The 14,564-nt window shown below is 64.9% G+C and carries 15 protein-coding genes; 11 read left to right on the top strand and 4 right to left on the bottom strand.

The window, feature by feature from the left end; all coding sequences use genetic code 11:
* Nucleotides 1-20: 20 nt before the first annotated feature.
* Genes RBB42_RS17590 through RBB42_RS17600 form a run of 3 tightly spaced genes read right to left on the bottom strand, consistent with a single transcriptional unit; the run spans nucleotide 21 to nucleotide 3,568 of the window.
* The gene (locus RBB42_RS17590; RefSeq protein ID WP_305968066.1) at nucleotides 21-1,403 is read right to left on the bottom strand and encodes a sensor histidine kinase; all 1,383 of its coding nucleotides are present in this window, start codon (nucleotides 1,401-1,403) and stop codon (nucleotides 21-23) included.
* Between the two features lie 12 nt (nucleotides 1,404-1,415).
* The gene (locus tag RBB42_RS17595; protein ID WP_305968065.1) at nucleotides 1,416-2,834 is read right to left on the bottom strand and encodes a dihydrolipoyl dehydrogenase family protein; all 1,419 of its coding nucleotides are present in this window, start codon (nucleotides 2,832-2,834) and stop codon (nucleotides 1,416-1,418) included.
* A gap of 2 nt (nucleotides 2,835-2,836) precedes the next feature.
* Nucleotides 2,837-3,568: a TVP38/TMEM64 family protein gene (locus RBB42_RS17600; protein WP_305968064.1), complete on the bottom strand. Its 732-nt coding sequence runs from the start codon at nucleotides 3,566-3,568 to the stop codon at nucleotides 2,837-2,839.
* A gap of 390 nt (nucleotides 3,569-3,958) precedes the next feature.
* Between RBB42_RS17600 and rpmH the strand changes: the two genes are divergently transcribed.
* The 11 genes from rpmH to RBB42_RS17655 all read left to right on the top strand — a co-directional run bounded on the left by rpmH (nucleotide 3,959) and on the right by RBB42_RS17655 (nucleotide 13,338).
* A complete protein-coding gene (gene rpmH / locus RBB42_RS17605) occupies nucleotides 3,959-4,093 on the top strand; it encodes a 50S ribosomal protein L34 (protein ID WP_012177012.1) in 135 nt (44 codons plus the stop codon).
* A gap of 29 nt (nucleotides 4,094-4,122) precedes the next feature.
* Complete coding sequence (gene rnpA, locus RBB42_RS17610; protein ID WP_305968063.1) at nucleotides 4,123-4,521, top strand: ribonuclease P protein component; 399 nt, start codon at nucleotides 4,123-4,125, stop codon at nucleotides 4,519-4,521.
* Nucleotides 4,518-4,739 carry a membrane protein insertion efficiency factor YidD gene (gene yidD, locus RBB42_RS17615; protein ID WP_305968062.1) on the top strand — a complete coding sequence of 74 codons (222 nt, stop codon included), beginning with the start codon at nucleotides 4,518-4,520 and terminating at the stop codon, nucleotides 4,737-4,739. Before rnpA ends, yidD begins: the two co-directional genes overlap by 4 nt.
* Nucleotides 4,740-5,378: 639 nt before the next feature.
* Nucleotides 5,379-6,242 carry a tRNA 2-thiocytidine(32) synthetase TtcA gene (gene ttcA, locus RBB42_RS17620; protein ID WP_305968061.1) on the top strand — a complete coding sequence of 288 codons (864 nt, stop codon included), beginning with the start codon at nucleotides 5,379-5,381 and terminating at the stop codon, nucleotides 6,240-6,242.
* Nucleotides 6,243-6,297: 55 nt separating this feature from the next.
* Complete coding sequence (locus RBB42_RS17625) at nucleotides 6,298-7,842, top strand: putative bifunctional diguanylate cyclase/phosphodiesterase (protein ID WP_305968060.1); 1,545 nt, start codon at nucleotides 6,298-6,300, stop codon at nucleotides 7,840-7,842.
* Nucleotides 7,843-7,995: 153 nt separating this feature from the next.
* On the top strand, nucleotides 7,996-9,825 hold the full coding sequence (yidC, locus tag RBB42_RS17630; protein ID WP_305968059.1) for a membrane protein insertase YidC: 1,830 nt from the start codon (nucleotides 7,996-7,998) through the stop codon (nucleotides 9,823-9,825).
* Nucleotides 9,822-10,565, top strand: a complete 744-nt coding sequence (locus RBB42_RS17635; RefSeq protein ID WP_305968058.1) for an MOSC domain-containing protein — start codon at nucleotides 9,822-9,824, stop codon at nucleotides 10,563-10,565. The genes yidC and RBB42_RS17635 overlap by 4 nt, the downstream gene beginning before the upstream one ends.
* Nucleotides 10,565-11,218 (top strand): ribosome biogenesis GTP-binding protein YihA/YsxC, encoded by a 654-nt coding sequence (gene yihA / locus RBB42_RS17640; protein WP_305968057.1) that lies wholly within the window; start codon nucleotides 10,565-10,567, stop codon nucleotides 11,216-11,218. Before RBB42_RS17635 ends, yihA begins: the two co-directional genes overlap by 1 nt.
* 79 nt (nucleotides 11,219-11,297) lie before the next feature.
* Complete coding sequence (argB, locus tag RBB42_RS17645) at nucleotides 11,298-12,185, top strand: acetylglutamate kinase (RefSeq protein WP_305968056.1); 888 nt, start codon at nucleotides 11,298-11,300, stop codon at nucleotides 12,183-12,185.
* The gene (locus RBB42_RS17650) at nucleotides 12,182-12,853 is read left to right on the top strand and encodes a ferredoxin (protein WP_305968055.1); all 672 of its coding nucleotides are present in this window, start codon (nucleotides 12,182-12,184) and stop codon (nucleotides 12,851-12,853) included. The genes argB and RBB42_RS17650 overlap by 4 nt, the downstream gene beginning before the upstream one ends.
* Nucleotides 12,850-13,338 (top strand): SixA phosphatase family protein, encoded by a 489-nt coding sequence (locus tag RBB42_RS17655; protein WP_305968054.1) that lies wholly within the window; start codon nucleotides 12,850-12,852, stop codon nucleotides 13,336-13,338. Before RBB42_RS17650 ends, RBB42_RS17655 begins: the two co-directional genes overlap by 4 nt.
* Before the next feature lie 48 nt (nucleotides 13,339-13,386).
* Here RBB42_RS17655 and RBB42_RS17660 read toward each other — a convergent pair whose 3' ends face one another.
* Complete coding sequence (locus RBB42_RS17660) at nucleotides 13,387-14,400, bottom strand: amino acid ABC transporter substrate-binding protein (protein ID WP_305968053.1); 1,014 nt, start codon at nucleotides 14,398-14,400, stop codon at nucleotides 13,387-13,389.
* Nucleotides 14,401-14,564 lie beyond the last annotated feature (164 nt).

Below are 14,564 nucleotides of genomic sequence, written 5' to 3' on the forward strand. Positions count from 1 at the left end.
GACACCGCGACCAGTGGTCGTCAGCCCACATCTCCCATCGGCAGACGGATCTCGAAGCAGGTGCCGGTTTCGTCCGTGCGCGCCAGCCTCAGGTTGCCGCCATGCCCACGGACCAGTTCGGCCACGATTGCCAGGCCCAGCCCCGAGCCGCCCTTGCGCACACCGCCCTGGAACGGCTGGAACAGGTGATCGCGTGCCTTGGGCGGCAGGCCGGGACCGGTGTCGGTCACAGTGATGACCCAATCCGCATCCTCGATCCGCGCGGCAATGTTGATCTCTCCCGACTGCGAGGTCGCCACGATGGCCTGCCGCGCATTGCGGACCATGTTCGACAGGGCCCGGTAGATCTGTTCCGGATCGCCGCGCACCATCAATCCGGCCGGGATATCCTCGCTCAGCGAGACGTCGGCCTCGCCGATGGCCAGCCTCTCGGCCTCGAGCACCTCGTTGGTCAACTCCGCCAGGTTGAACAGGGTCATCACCGGCGCTGGCTCCTCGGCACGGCCAAAGGCCAGCGTGCTCTCGCAAAGCGAAACTGCACGGGTGATCGAATTGACCAGCTTGGGCGCCATGCGCTTGACCGCCGGATCCTCGGACATTTCGATCCGGTCGGTGAACAGCTGCGCGCTGGTCAGGATGTTGCGCAGGTCATGGCTGACCCGGGCCACCGCACCGCCCAGTTGCGCCAGCCGATCCTTCTGACGCAGGGCCTGGGTCAGCTGCGTCTGAAGGGATTGCAGCGACTCCTCTGCCTCGCGCAGCTCTCGCACCGTGGCGGAGGGCGTGATGATCCGCCGCGCGTCCTCGGGCGCCTCGGCATAGGCACCGATATGACCGACCACGCCCTTGATCGGCTTGACCAGCAAGGATCGCACCGCCAGGAACAGCAGCCCGGCGGTGATGATCGAGATCGCCGCCGAGAGCAGCAGGATGCGCAGGCCGTAGTCGATCATCGCGGATCGCAGGGGGGCGCTGTCCATCGTGACCTCGATCAGCTCTCCTCCATCGCGCAGCGGATCACCGATCACCCGGATCACCTGCATTTCGGGGTCGACCAGACAAAGGATGGCATCGCGCATCAGCACCCATGCCGTCGCATCGCGCAGGTCGAAGGTCTGGGTCACCTCGCCCGGTATCGGAGAGGACAGCATCAACTGACGGATCTCGTCTCGCCGCAGCACCACGTTGAAGACGCCCGCGTTGTCCAGCAGTTCCTTCTCCAGCTCCGGCTCGATCATTTCGTCGGCCAACAAGGCCAACGAGGCGATCTGTGCCCGTTCCAGCCGAGCCAGCAGGTAGTCCTCGCGGAAGCGCGCCACCGACGGGACAAAGATCAACACCTCGGCCACCATCACGAAGATGATGGTGAGGATCAGGAAACGTCCGGAAAGCGAGTTGACCATGTCCTACCGTGTTCAGGGCAGCCAGCGCTGGACCAGCCGCACCACCTTCTTGACCGTCTCGTTTTCGAACAGCCTGGGAGAGAAATAGGCCCCCGCGGCGCGTTTGTTAATCTCCCCGATGGTCGGATAGGGCGAAACCATGTTCGAGACCGCGCTCATCTTGAGCCCGTTGGCGATCACCAGAGACCAAAGATTGATCAGTTCCCCGGCCTGGTGCCCCACGATCGACACGCCCACGGGCCGGCCTCTGACCACCATGACCTTGATGACACCGCGCGTTCTGCGTTCGGCAATGGCCCGGTCGTTATGATGGTAGTCGAACCGCGCCACTTCCATCCGGTCGCCATATGCCCTACGCGCCGCCTCCTCTGTCAGGCCCACCTGCGCCAGCTCGGGCTGGGTGTAGGTGGCCCAAGGAATGTGATCCGTCTTTGCCTTTGCCGGCAGCCCAAAAAGGGCAGAACGGATGACGATCCCGGCGTGATAGCCGGCCACATGGGTGAATTGCATTCCACCGGCCACGTCACCGATGGCATAAACCCGGGAATTGGTCGTCTTCAGGCTGGCGTCCACCTTGATGCCCGTCTTGGTGGTTTCGATTCCCGCGGCCTCCAGGCCCAGACTGTCGATATTCGGTTTTCGCCCCACAGCCACCAGCAGGTGAGAGCCGCGGAAGACGCGCCCGTCCTTGACCTCCACCTCGATGGCACCCGCCGTGCCGCGCACCTCTTGCGCCAAGGCCTCTTCGGCGATCTCGACGCCTTCGGCCCGCAGGGTCTGCAGAACGATCCCGGCAAGTTCCGGGTCATCCTTGCCAAGCGCCTTGGCGCCTTCGATCACCGTCACGGAACTGCCCAGCCGCCGATGCGCCTGCGCCATCTCCATCCCGATGGGACCACCGCCGATGATCAACAGATGTTCCGGACGCTCGCGCAGCTCCCACAGCGTTTCATTGGTCAGGTAGGGCACGCCATCCAGCCCCGGGATCGGCGGCACAAGCGGAGAGGACCCGGTGGCAACCACGATTCGCCTCGCGGTAATACGATAGTCGCCCGCCTCGACCTCACGGTCAGACACGAAACGCCCGAATTCGCGGATCACGCGCACGCCAAAACCCTCGAACCGTTCCTGGCTGTCCACGGGTTCGATCTGGGAAATCACGTCGGCGACGTGTTCCTTGGCAGCGGCATAATCGACCTGCGGCACGGCATCAGCGACGCCGTAGACAGCGGCATGTTCCATCCCGTGCGCCACCTTGGCGCTGGCGATCAGCGCCTTCGACGGCACGCAACCGTAATTCAGGCAATCCCCGCCCATCTTGTGACCTTCAAGCAGGAGCACATCGGCACCCATCTGGCTGGCCCCCGCAGCCACCGACAGGCCACCGGAACCGGCGCCGAGGATCAGCAGATCACACTTCAGCTTTTCCATGATCACAGCCCCTTCTTGCCGCGCACGGCCTTCAGCACGATCGGCAGCGCCGACAGCACGGCCAACCCAAGGATCGGCCCGATCACATGCGGCGCAAAGATGATGCCCAGATCCGGCGTCTCACCACGTTCGAACACCTCACCGAGGCCCGCGCCGACAGAGGTATAGACCACCGCGCCCGGAATGATGCCCAGGAAGGTCGAGATGACATAGCGGTGCACCGGGACCTCGAGAAAGGCGGGAACGAGGTTCGCGACGAAGAAAGGCACCGCCGGGACCAGCCGGATCAGGAACAGCATCGACCACTGGTTCTCGTCGATGCCCTCCTTGATCTTTTTCACCATGCCCTGCGAATGTTCCAGCCTGTCTCCCAGGCGCGCGCCCACTCCCCAGCGGGCGGCGAGGAAAATCCCCGTGGCGCCCAGCGTGGCGGCGGTCACGTTGTAAAGCGCCCCGGGAAAGGTCGCAAAGAGGAACCCGCCGGTGAGCGTGGCAATGGTGGCCCCCGGCAGCGAAAACCCGACGATGACGACGTAGACCGCCATGAACACGCCCAGCGTCAGCAGGTAATTCGCGTCGCGGAATGCCAGCAGTGCCTCGCGATTGTCCGCCAGCGTCTGGAAACTCAGCAGGTCGCCCAGCGTGAAATATCCGATGACTGCCACGATTAGGATGGCCAGCAGGGGCAGGTGGCGTCGGAGGCCGGGTTGGGGCGTATCGGTCATGTCACTCATCGTCTGGAGCCTTTGGGTTGCGTCAGGGGCACCGCATAGATGCCCCCGGAGCCTCCGGCAAAACAGCCGTCTCACGCCCGCTTGATCCGGCTTGTGCCCCAGCGTGAGAAATTCACGCCTGAAAGGCCAGAGTGAAACATTTCGCGGGCCTTGCCACATGCAAGTGTTGCAGTCGAAACAGGAAGGACGCAAAATTGCGGGGCACCGATGGCCGTCCCCTCGCTGCCTTTGCGGCTGGCCGAACGCCCCGCTGCCCATATGGCAGGCGCCCGCGCCGGGGCAAAAAAACCATGACACCCATTTGACAGGGGCCGCCCGCCCCCCTATAGGCAGGGCTTCGAATTTCCTGCACCCGACTCGACTCGGGGGCATTGAACCGGAGTAGCCGCGATGAAACGCACCTTCCAGCCGTCGAACCTCGTCCGCAAGCGTCGCCACGGGTTCCGCGCCCGCATGGCCACCAAGGCCGGCCGCAAGATCCTGAACGCGCGCCGCGCCCGCGGCCGCAAGAGCCTGAGCGCCTGATCCCCACGCCGCCCACAGCGGAGCGGGAGATGAACGCCGACAAAAAAAAAACCGCCACGGATCGATCCGAGGCGGCCTTTTTGCCGTTGACGGTTCTGGCCCGGCGCGCCGATTTTTTGCGCGCGGCCCGTGCCCGGCGCGCCCCGACAGAGGGCTTCCTGCTGCAAGCCCGCCAACGTCCGAAGGGTGAGGCAGAGGGTATCCGCGTCGGCTTCACCTGCTCCAAGAAGGTGGGCAACGCCGTTGCCCGCAACCGGGCCAAGCGTCGGCTTCGCGAAATCGCGCGCCTGATCCTGCCCGAGCACGGCCGCGACGGCTGGGACTATGTCTTGATCGGCCGCGCGGAAAAGACCGCCTGGCGTGACTTTGCCGCCCTGCAGGCAGACTTGCGCCATGCCCTGCGCAAGGTGCACGGTGGCAGCAGATGAGCCCCCTCGCCCATATCGTCGCCCTGCCCGTGCGCGCCTATCGCCTCGTGCTCAGCCCCTGGGTCGGCCACGGGTGCCGCTTTCATCCCACCTGCTCCGTCTATGCTCTGGAAGCGCTGGAAAGGCACGGCGCTTTCAAGGGCAGCTGGCTTGCCGCGCGACGCATTGCCCGCTGTCATCCCTGGGGCGGCTCCGGCATCGACAACGTGCCCGATTGACCACAGCCACGGGCACTATTGCCCGAGGCGCCCGCACTTTCCGATAAACATGTATCCTTTTCGACCGGGTTCGGCTAACGACCCCGCAGAGACCACGCATCAACACCGGGAGGTCCGACATGAACGATCAGACTTTCTCGCGCCGCGCGGCCTCGCTTGAAGCGACCTGGGGCAACGGCTTTCGCCGATCCCTCAAGGGCTAAGACCGCTTCACTTCCGGCCCCGCCTGACACGGGCCGTATTCCAACCAACCATCGCTGACTCTCACGCCCGGGCTCCCCCGTGCGTCGTCAGTCCATTTCAAACCAGACCAGGAGTCCGGCCGTTTTCGCGCCGGGAATCACTTATGATCAATCCAACAGTCGCTCCACATCCGAGCACCGACATTGCCTCCACCATCGCGCAACACGGCGCGGTCAAGGTACTTGCCGCCGCCCTGGCCGCGCTGTTCCGCCCCCCGAGAATGCGGCCTCCGCCACAGTTTGCAGAAGATCTGACCGATCATCTCAGGCGGGACGTCGGCCTGCCGCCAAAGTCTTGGGCGGACAGACGCCGGACGGCGCCCCTCTTCATTCCGATGACGGTTCCCAGCCCGCGATAACGCTTGCCCAAGTCGCGGCGGGGACGTATCCCCGCCGCATGCTGGATGATGCCGACGACATTCACCCCCTGTTCCACGGGGCGCCCAAGACCACCGAGTTCAAGAAGCTCCGCAAGCGGATCGTGCAGAACGTGCGCGGGGCCGTAGAGCAATACGGCATGATCGAGGAAGGGGCCAAATGGCTTGTCTGCCTGTCCGGCGGCAAGGACAGCTACACGCTGCTTGCGGTCCTGCACGAGCTGAAGTGGCGCGGGCTGCTGCCGGTCGAAATCCTGGCGTGCAACCTCGACCAGGGCCAGCCGGGCTTTCCGGCAACCGTCCTTCCGGAATTCCTGGAAAAAATGCAGGTGCCCCACCGGATCGAGTACCAGGACACCTATTCCATCGTGGTCGACAAAGTGCCCCAGGGCCGGACCTACTGCGCGCTCTGTTCGCGCCTGCGGCGGGGCAATCTATACCGGATCGCGCGCGAAGAGGGCTGTTCGGCCGTGGTCCTGGGCCATCACCGGGATGACATCCTGGAAACCTTCTTCATGAACCTGTTCCACGGCGGGCGCTTGGCGACCATGCCGCCGAAACTTGTCAACGAAGAGCGCGACCTGTTCGTTTACCGTCCGTTGGCACATGTGGCAGAGGCGGACTGCGACCGATTCGCGCGGGCGATGAACTATCCGATCATTCCCTGCGACCTCTGTGGCAGCCAGGACGGCCTGCAGCGCCAGCAGGTCAAGCAAATCCTTGATGCATGGGAGAAAAACGCCCCCGGAAGGCGTCAGGTCATGTTCCGGGCGCTGATGAACGTGCGCCCCTCGCACATGCTGGACCCGACGCTTTTCGACTTTGCCGGCCTCATGCGAGACATGGAATCGCCCAATTCGTTGAAAAACCCGGAGCCGCGTTAAGAACCGAGTTACCAGCGTCGCCTAGTCTCGCCTCATGAGGTACAAGGACACGGGCATGTTGGCGTCATTTCGCGCGCTTCCGGCAACCCTGCGCACGGGTATGCGGCGGGGTCTGCAGGGACCACAGGCATTGGCTTTCCTGCCGGCGGCGGCACTTGCCGCATTCTGGTTGGGCGGTGAGGCGCTCTTGCTGGCGGTTGCCCTGGGCACTCCGGCCATTTTTCTGCTGATCGGCGTGCCCGCGGGCCGGGGCGATGACCGGGCGGGGACCGATCGGACCGACATCGTCGACAGCATCGCGGCCACGCAACTGGCGCAACAGGCGCTGGATGACGCGCGCGCGGGCAATCTGGCCACGGCCTGCCTGCTGATCGAGGTCGATGGCCTCACCGAGGTTGCACAGCAAGCGGATGAGGAAACGGTCGATGCCTTGCGCGAACTGACCCTGGGCCGCCTGCGCAAGACCCTGCGCCGCGACGACGAGGCCGTGCGCCTTGGCGAAACCCGCTTCGTGATCTTCCTCGGCCCGTCGCTGCGGCTGGATCTCGAGGCGCTGCTGCAACTGGCGGGACGGTTGCAGAACGCGGTCGAGGAACCGGCATCTGTCGGCGATGCCATGCGGTATCTCTCGGGGTCCGTCGGGTTCTGCGGCAGCCTGCGGCTGAGCAACGACGCGACCGGCAAGCAACTGCTGGAAGCAGCGCAGGTCGCGCTGGAAGAGGCGAGAGCCAATGGCCCTTCGGCAATCCGCGCCTGGTCTGAGAACATGCGCCGGGCCCACATGGAGCAGCGCTCGCTGCGAAACGAGGTGGACCGCGCCCTGTCGAACGGCCAGATCCAGCCCTGGTTCCAACCGCAGATCTGCACCTCGACCGGGGCGATCAGCGGGGTCGAGGCGCTGGCACGCTGGATCCACCCCGAACGCGGCATCGTCCCCCCCGCGCAATTCTTGCGCGTGCTGGAAGACGCCGGACGCATGGAACACCTGTCAGAGGTCATCCTGCAGCACTCGCTGACCGCCCTGCGCAGCTGGGATCAGGCCGGCCTCGACATTCCGCGCGTCAGCGTGAACTTTTCCGACCCGGAACTGCGCGACCCCCGCCTTGTCGACCGCATCCAGTGGGAGTTGGACCGCTTCGGGCTGACCGCCGAACGGCTGGGAATCGAGGTATTGGAAACCGTGATCGCCGGCGCGCCGGAGGGGATAGTGGCCCGCAACATCGTCGAACTGGGCAAGATCGGCTGCCATATCGACCTTGACGATTTCGGCACAGGCCATGCGTCGATCACCTCGCTGCGCCGGTTTCGCGTGCACCGGCTCAAGATCGACCGCAGCTTTGTCACCCGCGTCGACCGGGACGAGGACCAGCACCGGATGCTGGCCGCGGTCCTGGGCATGGCAGACAGACTGGGCCTGGAAACCCTCGCAGAAGGCGTCGAAAGCGTGGGCGAACACGCGCTGCTGGCCCAGTTGGGCTGCGATCACGTCCAGGGCTTCGGCATCGCGCGCCCGATGCCCGTCGACAAGCTGATCGACTGGGCACAGGAACACGACGCCCGGATCGCCGACGCCAGGAAACTGGGCGGCAGCACCGGCTGACCCGCAAAGCCCGTTCCAAATCACGCGCCACCCCCTTGCCCGGTCTCGGCACCCATGTGCCACACCGCCCCGTCCGGCTGGATTCCGCTTGACCTTTGCACTGCGGGACGTTTGAACCCAGCGATGACTTTCAACGGATAGGTGGCCGGCCTCATGGACGATCAGAACAAGAACCTGCTTCTCGCGACTGCGCTCAGCATGGTCGTGATCCTTGTATGGTTCCTGCTGTTTCCCCCTCCGGAGGCGACTGAGGATCCGAATGCCCCGGTAGCCACAGAGACCGACGCCCCCGCGCCCGACGGTGTGGCAACCGCGCCGCGCGCCGCGGACCCTCTTGGCGGTGGCACCCCGGCAGAGGCGCCCGCGGCGAATGCCGACACGACGGAGGCGCCGCGCCTGCCACTGGACAGCGCCCGCCTGGAAGGGTCGATCTCTCTGACCGGCGGTCGCATCGACGACCTGCGGCTCAAGGACTATCACGTCGACCTGTCGGAGGAATCTCCCATCGTGCAGCTGCTTGACCCGGTCGGCAGCGGCAATCCCTACTACGCGCTGTACGGCTGGGCGCCGGGCAACGGCCTGGCGCTGTCGGATGTCCCCGGGGCCAATACCGCGTGGACGATCGAAAGCGGCGAGACCCTCACCCCGGACAGCCCGGTCACCCTGCGCTGGGAAAGCCCTTCCGGGCTGATTTTCCGCCGGACCATCTCTGTCGACGAGGATTTCATGTTCTCGGTCACGCAGGCGGTCGAAAACACCGGCGACCAGACCGTGTCCCTGGCCCCCTACGGCGTGCTGGCGCGCCACGGCGAACCGGACGACCTCAAGAATTTCTTCGTGCTGTTCGAAGGCGCGCTGCAGATGTCTGACGGCATCCTCGAGCAGACCAAGTACAAGAACATACCCGACCTTGACGTCGTCCCGGCCGAGGGCACGCAGGCCACGGTCGAGCGCGTGCAGGAAACCGGCTGGGTCGGGTTCACCGATCACTACTGGATGGCGACGTTGATCCCCGAAGCGGGCACGCCGTTCAAATCGGTGGTGAAATACGACGCGCGCCGCGACATCTACCAGACAGAGGCGGTGCTCCCGACCATCGAACTTGCCCCCGGCGCCAACCAGGAGGTCAGCAGCAAGCTGTTCGCCGGTGCCAAGGAATGGGAAACCATCCGCGAATACCAGAAGGCCGGCATCGACCGTTTCCTCGACTCGATCGACTGGGGCTGGTTCTTCTTCCTGACCAAGCCGATGTTTGCCGTCCTGCACTGGCTGAACCTGCATATCGGCAACATGGGCCTGGCGATCATCGGCCTGACGATCCTGCTCAAGGCCGTGCTTTTCCCGCTGGCGTACAAGTCCTACGCCTCGATGGCGAAGATGAAGGAACTCCAGCCGGAGATGGAAAAGCTCAAGGAGCGCGCGGGCGACGACCGCGAGAAGCTCCAGAAAGAGATGATGGCGCTCTATAAGAAGGAAAAGGTCAACCCGGCCGCCGGCTGCCTGCCGATCCTTCTGCAGATCCCGATCTTCTTCTCGCTCTACAAGGTGATCTTCGTCACGCTCGAGCTGCGGCATGCCAACTTCTTTGGCCCGTTCAACGACCTCTCGGCACCGGACCCGACCTCGATCTACAACCTCTTCGGCCTGCTGCCCTGGGGCGCGCCCGATCCGCAGTCGATCCTGGCACTGGTCTTCATCGGCATCCTGCCGCTGCTGTTGGGCATCTCGATGTGGCTGCAGCAAAAACTGAACCCGGCGCCCGCCGATCCCACGCAGCAGATGATCTTTGCCTGGATGCCTTGGGTCTTCATGTTCATGCTGGGCGGCTTCGCCAGCGGCCTGGTTGTCTACTGGATCACCAACAACGTGATCACCTTCATGCAGCAGTACATGATCATGCGCAGCCACGGGTATACCCCCGACATCCTGGGCAACATCAAGTCCAGCGTGAAGAAGAAGGACAAGGAGCAGGACAGCAAATGACCCGTTCCCTGACCGCGATCTGGCGCTTTCCGATCAAGAGCCACGGCCGGGAAGAGTTGGACGCGGTCACGCTGAGCGTCGGGCAGACGCTTCCCTGGGATCGCCATTGGGCGGTCGCGCACGACCAGTCCGGCGCCGACGGATCGGAATGGGTGTCCTGCCGAAACTTTTCTATCGGCAGCAAGGCCCCCGCCCTGGGGGCCATCTCTGCCCGGCTGGACGAGGCCACGGCCACGGTCACGCTTTCACACCCGGATCGGGACGACCTGACCCTGCGGCCCGACGACGAAGGCGGCAAGCTGATCGACTGGGCCGGCGGTTTCATTCCGGAGAACCGCGCCCAATCCGCCCGGGTGGTGCATGGCAGGGCGCGCGGGTTCACCGACAGCGATTTCCCTTCGATCACGCTGTGCAACCTGTCCTCGCACCGGGCCGTGGAACAGCGGCTGGGCCATGCCCTGTCGATCCACCGCTGGCGTGGCAATCTGTGGTTCGATGGCGGCGCCCCCTGGGAAGAGTTCGACTGGATCGACCGCGAGGTGCAGATCGGCGAAGCGGTGCTGGTTCCGCGCGAACGCACCGACCGCTGCCTTGCCACCCACAACAATCCCGACACCGGAAGGCGTGATCATGACGTGCTGGGCACGCTGGATCACTGGGATCACCGCGATTTCTCGGTCCGGGCCGAGGTCGTGCGCAGCGGACGGATCGCGCTTGGCGACCGCGTGGAGGTTCTGTAATGCAACTTGCCTTTCCCGTCGCCGAGGAACCGGACGACGCCGCGCGCGAGGCCGCGCGCAAGCTTTTCGTAGGCCACGAAGTGGATTTCCTGAAGGGCGTCGTCGGCATGGACGGCCTGCCGCCCGACGACCGGGCCGAGGTCTGCTTTGCCGGCCGGTCCAACGTGGGCAAATCCAGCCTGATCAATGCGCTGACCGGGCGCAAGGGACTGGCACGCGCCTCGAACACGCCGGGCCGCACGCAGGAAATCAACTATTTCACGCTGGGTGCCGATCACTACCTCGTCGACCTGCCCGGCTACGGGTTTGCCAATGCCCCGGTGGACGTGGTCGCGCGCTGGCAGGCCCTGCTGAAATCCTATCTTTCGGGCCGGGTCAGCCTGCGCCGCGCGTTCGTGCTGATCGATTTCCGCCACGGGATCAAACCCGTCGACGACGAGATCATGACCCTGCTTGACCGCTCCGCCGTGACTTTCCAGGCGGTGCTGACCAAGGCCGACAAGGTCAAAGACAAGGAAAAGGACCGGATCCTGGCCCAGGTGCGCGAACGCCTGTCCAAACATCCGGCGGCCTACCCCGAGATCGTCCTGACCAGCAGCGAAAAGGGCGAAGGCATCGCCACGCTGCGCGCGATCATCGCTGGCCTCAGCTGACCTTCGCCCTCGCCTGTGCTCTGGAAATCCCGTCCCGCGCGGGGCATTCTGCGCACAGCGCCCGCCTGGAAGACCCGAGATGAGACGACAGAACATGAACAGAGACTGGATCGCCACCGCCCGGACCCTCTCCGAGGCCCTGCCCTACATGCAGCGCTACACCGGCGCCGTCGTCGTGGTGAAATTCGGCGGCAACGCGATGGGCGACGACGCTGAAATGGCCGCCTTCGCCCGTGACATCGTGCTGATGCGGCAGGTGGGCGTGAACCCTGTTGTCGTTCACGGCGGCGGCCCGATGATCAACGACATGCTGAAACGGCTGAACATCGAAAGCAAGTTCGTCCGCGGCAAGCGCGTCACCGACCAGACCACCGTCGAAGTGGTCGAAATGGTGCTGACCGGCCTCGTGAACAAGCGCATCGTCCAGGCGATCATGGACGAGGGAGGCCGCGCGGTCGGCCTCTCGGGGAAGGACGACGACCTGATGGTCTGCGAACCCGACGATCCCGAACTGGGCTTTGTCGGTCGTCCGATCGAGATGAACGTCCAGGTCCTGCGCGACCTCTTTGCCGCCGGGATCATCCCGGTCGTGGCCCCGGTCGCCACCGGCACCGAGGTGACAGAGACATACAACGTCAACGGCGATACCGCCGCCGGCGCAATCGCCGGCGCGCTCAAGGCGGACCGCCTGCTGCTGCTGACCGATGTGCAGGGCGTCAAGGGACCGGATGGCGAGGTCGTGACCGAACTGTCGCCGGACGACGTGCGCAAAATGACCTCCGAGGGCGTGATCGCGGGCGGCATGATCCCCAAGACGGAAACCGCGCTCAAGGCCATCGAAGAAGGCGTGCGCGCCGTGGTCATCATCGACGGGCGCGTGGCCAATGCCTGCCTGCTCGAACTGTTCACCGAACATGGTTCCGGGTCGATGATCCGCTCTGACAATCGGCCGCCCTTGCCAAAATGACCCCGAGGGACCTGCAGGACGCCGACCTTGCCGCTGCCCGTGCCGGGCTGCGCCTGCGCGGTGCCCTGCACCCCGATACGGACGATGGCGCCCCAGAGGGCACCGCCACCCTGCTGCTGCTCGGCCCGGACGAGCCGCATTTCTGGCCGCTTTTCACCGCTGCCCCCGAATACCTCGACGGCGCGCCCGACCCGCTCGACCGCTGGTCGAAACGGGTGCTGTCCGCGCTGGCCGAGGACTGGGGCGGAACGGCCATCTTTCCATCGGACGGACCACCCTATGCGCCGTTCCTGGCCTGGGCGTTGGGAACGGGCCGCGCCTGGACCTCTCCGGTCGGAATGCTGGTACACGATGCTGCCGGGCTCTTCATCAGCTACCGCGGCGCCATTGCCCTCCCCGTGCGGCTGCCGCTGACCCAAACCGGCACGCAGCCCTGCGACCACTGTCCGCGTCCTTGCGAAACCGCCTGCCCCGTGGGTGCACTCGGGCCCGGTCAGCCCTATGACGTGGCGCGCTGCAAGGCCCACATGCTGACACCCGAAGGCACCACCTGCCGAACCGAGGGGTGCCTCGTCCGCCGCGCCTGCCCGGTCTCTGACGGCTTCTCGCGCAGGACGGCCCAATCCGCCTTTCACATGCGGGCTTTCCTGGGGGCAGACGCGCCATGAAACACCTTATCCTGATCCGCCATGCCAAGTCCGACTGGAGCCACGGCCTGCCCGATCACGATCGCCCCCTGAACAAGCGGGGCCGCCGTGCCGCGCCTGCCATCGGCGGCTGGTTGCGGGAAAAGGGATATCTTCCGGATGACATCCTGTGCTCGACGGCGACGCGCACGCGCGAAACGCTGGCGCTGCTGGAGATCAACGCGCCTGTCCGCTTCGAACCGGCGCTGTATCACGCCGCCCCGGAAACCATGCTTGAGACCTTGCGATCCGCGCAGGGCGACAGCGTGATGATGCTGGGTCACAATCCGGGCATCGCCGAATTTGCCGAGCGTCTGCTACACGAGGCGCCCATGCACCCGCGCTTTGCCGCCTATCCGACCTGCGCCACGCTGGTGGCCCGCTTCGACATCGATGACTGGCGCAGCCTGCATCCGGGCACAGGAAAGGCAACCGCCTTCGTCGTCCCGCGCGACCTCACCGACTGAGGCGCGTGCCCTGGTTTCTTCTTTGCAGAAATCCGAACTCTTGCGAATTCAGCGGAACGGCGGGCTGTAAAGCAATCCACCATCGGTCCATTGCAGGTTCAAACCGCGTGACAGGCCGATTGGCGTCGTCTCACCGATGTTGCGGGCAAAGATCTCGCCATAGTTGCCGCCAGCCTTGATCGCCCGCACGGCCCAATCCGCATCCAGGCCCAGCATCTCGCCCATCAGCCCGTTGGTGCCCAGCAGGCGCGCGATTTCCGGGTTGTCCGTGCTCTCTCGCATCTCGTCGATATTGACCGAGGTCACGCCCAGTTCCTCTGCCGAAATCAGCGCATTCAGCACCCAGCGCACAACGTCCGCCCATTCGTCATCCCCGTGGCGCACCACCGGCCCCAGCGGTTCCTTGGAAATCACGTCGTCCAGCAGCAGGTGATCGCCGGGCGCCTTGAACGTGGCGCGGATCGCCGCCAGTTCCGAGGCGTCGCCGGTAAAGACCTCGCATTCGCCTTCCAGGTAGAAGGTCTGCGCCTGCGCTGTGCTTTCGACCGCGACCGGCTCATAGGTGATGTTGTTGCGGGCGAAATACTCGTCCAGGTTCATCGCCGTCTTGGTGTCGGGCTGCACGCAGACGCGCTTGCCGTTCAATTCCGTCGGAGAGGAGACGCCCAGCGTCTTGGGCACCATGAAGCGCTGCCCGTCGTAATAGTTGATCCCTGCAAAATCCACCTTCACGCCGACATCGGTCGCAAAGCTCCAGGTCGTATTGCGCGCCAAAACGTCTAGGTCCCCGGCCAGCAGCAGGGTAAAGCGCGTGCGGTTGGTCGTTTCCACGAATTCCACCGCCGAAGGATCGCCCAGCACCGCAGCCGCGATGGCGCGGCACAGGTCCACGTCGAAACCGGCCCATTCGTCACGCGAATCCCGCGAGGCAAAGCCGATCAGGCCGGAATTTACACCGCAGTTCAGGACTTCCCTGTCCTTGACGTCCTCCAGCGTGCCGGCCGAGGCGCCGCCGACGGCACAGGCCAGAAAGGCCGTCGCGCATAGAAGTAACCTCAGCATGCCGTTCTCTAACCCCGGATCTCGCTTGTCACAGTCCGGCCCGCGCCGGACAAAAAAACGGAGGGATCCTTGATCCGACCCCCCTCGACGCTGCGCCAATTTGGGCGGATTCCCGCCCAAAGGTCAAGCAAGGATGCCAGCCGGAAAGGCAAGGTTTCTCCCGT

The sequence above is a fragment of the Mameliella sp. MMSF_3455 genome (genome assembly GCF_030733205.1).
Lineage (GTDB): Bacteria > Pseudomonadota > Alphaproteobacteria > Rhodobacterales > Rhodobacteraceae > Antarctobacter.

Bases quoted from the DNA above. Each gene is read 5' to 3' on its own strand.
- yidD (WP_305968062.1), top strand. From the start codon at position 4,518: ATGAGCCCCCTCGCCCATATCGTCGCCCTGCCCGTGCGCGCCTATCGC.
- argB (WP_305968056.1), top strand. From the start codon at position 11,298: ATGAGACGACAGAACATGAACAGAGACTGGATCGCCACCGCCCGGACC.
- RBB42_RS17590 (WP_305968066.1), bottom strand. From the start codon at position 1,403: ATGGTCAACTCGCTTTCCGGACGTTTCCTGATCCTCACCATCATCTTC.
- RBB42_RS17635 (WP_305968058.1), top strand. From the start codon at position 9,822: ATGACCCGTTCCCTGACCGCGATCTGGCGCTTTCCGATCAAGAGCCAC.
- RBB42_RS17595 (WP_305968065.1), bottom strand. From the start codon at position 2,834: ATGGAAAAGCTGAAGTGTGATCTGCTGATCCTCGGCGCCGGTTCCGGT.
- RBB42_RS17650 (WP_305968055.1), top strand. From the start codon at position 12,182: ATGACCCCGAGGGACCTGCAGGACGCCGACCTTGCCGCTGCCCGTGCC.
- rnpA (WP_305968063.1), top strand. From the start codon at position 4,123: ATGAACGCCGACAAAAAAAAAACCGCCACGGATCGATCCGAGGCGGCC.
- RBB42_RS17600 (WP_305968064.1), bottom strand. From the start codon at position 3,568: ATGAGTGACATGACCGATACGCCCCAACCCGGCCTCCGACGCCACCTG.
- rpmH (WP_012177012.1), top strand. From the start codon at position 3,959: ATGAAACGCACCTTCCAGCCGTCGAACCTCGTCCGCAAGCGTCGCCAC.
- yidC (WP_305968059.1), top strand. From the start codon at position 7,996: ATGGACGATCAGAACAAGAACCTGCTTCTCGCGACTGCGCTCAGCATG.
- RBB42_RS17660 (WP_305968053.1), bottom strand. From the start codon at position 14,400: ATGCTGAGGTTACTTCTATGCGCGACGGCCTTTCTGGCCTGTGCCGTC.
- RBB42_RS17655 (WP_305968054.1), top strand. From the start codon at position 12,850: ATGAAACACCTTATCCTGATCCGCCATGCCAAGTCCGACTGGAGCCAC.
- ttcA (WP_305968061.1), top strand. From the start codon at position 5,379: ATGCTGGATGATGCCGACGACATTCACCCCCTGTTCCACGGGGCGCCC.
- yihA (WP_305968057.1), top strand. From the start codon at position 10,565: ATGCAACTTGCCTTTCCCGTCGCCGAGGAACCGGACGACGCCGCGCGC.
- RBB42_RS17625 (WP_305968060.1), top strand. From the start codon at position 6,298: ATGTTGGCGTCATTTCGCGCGCTTCCGGCAACCCTGCGCACGGGTATG.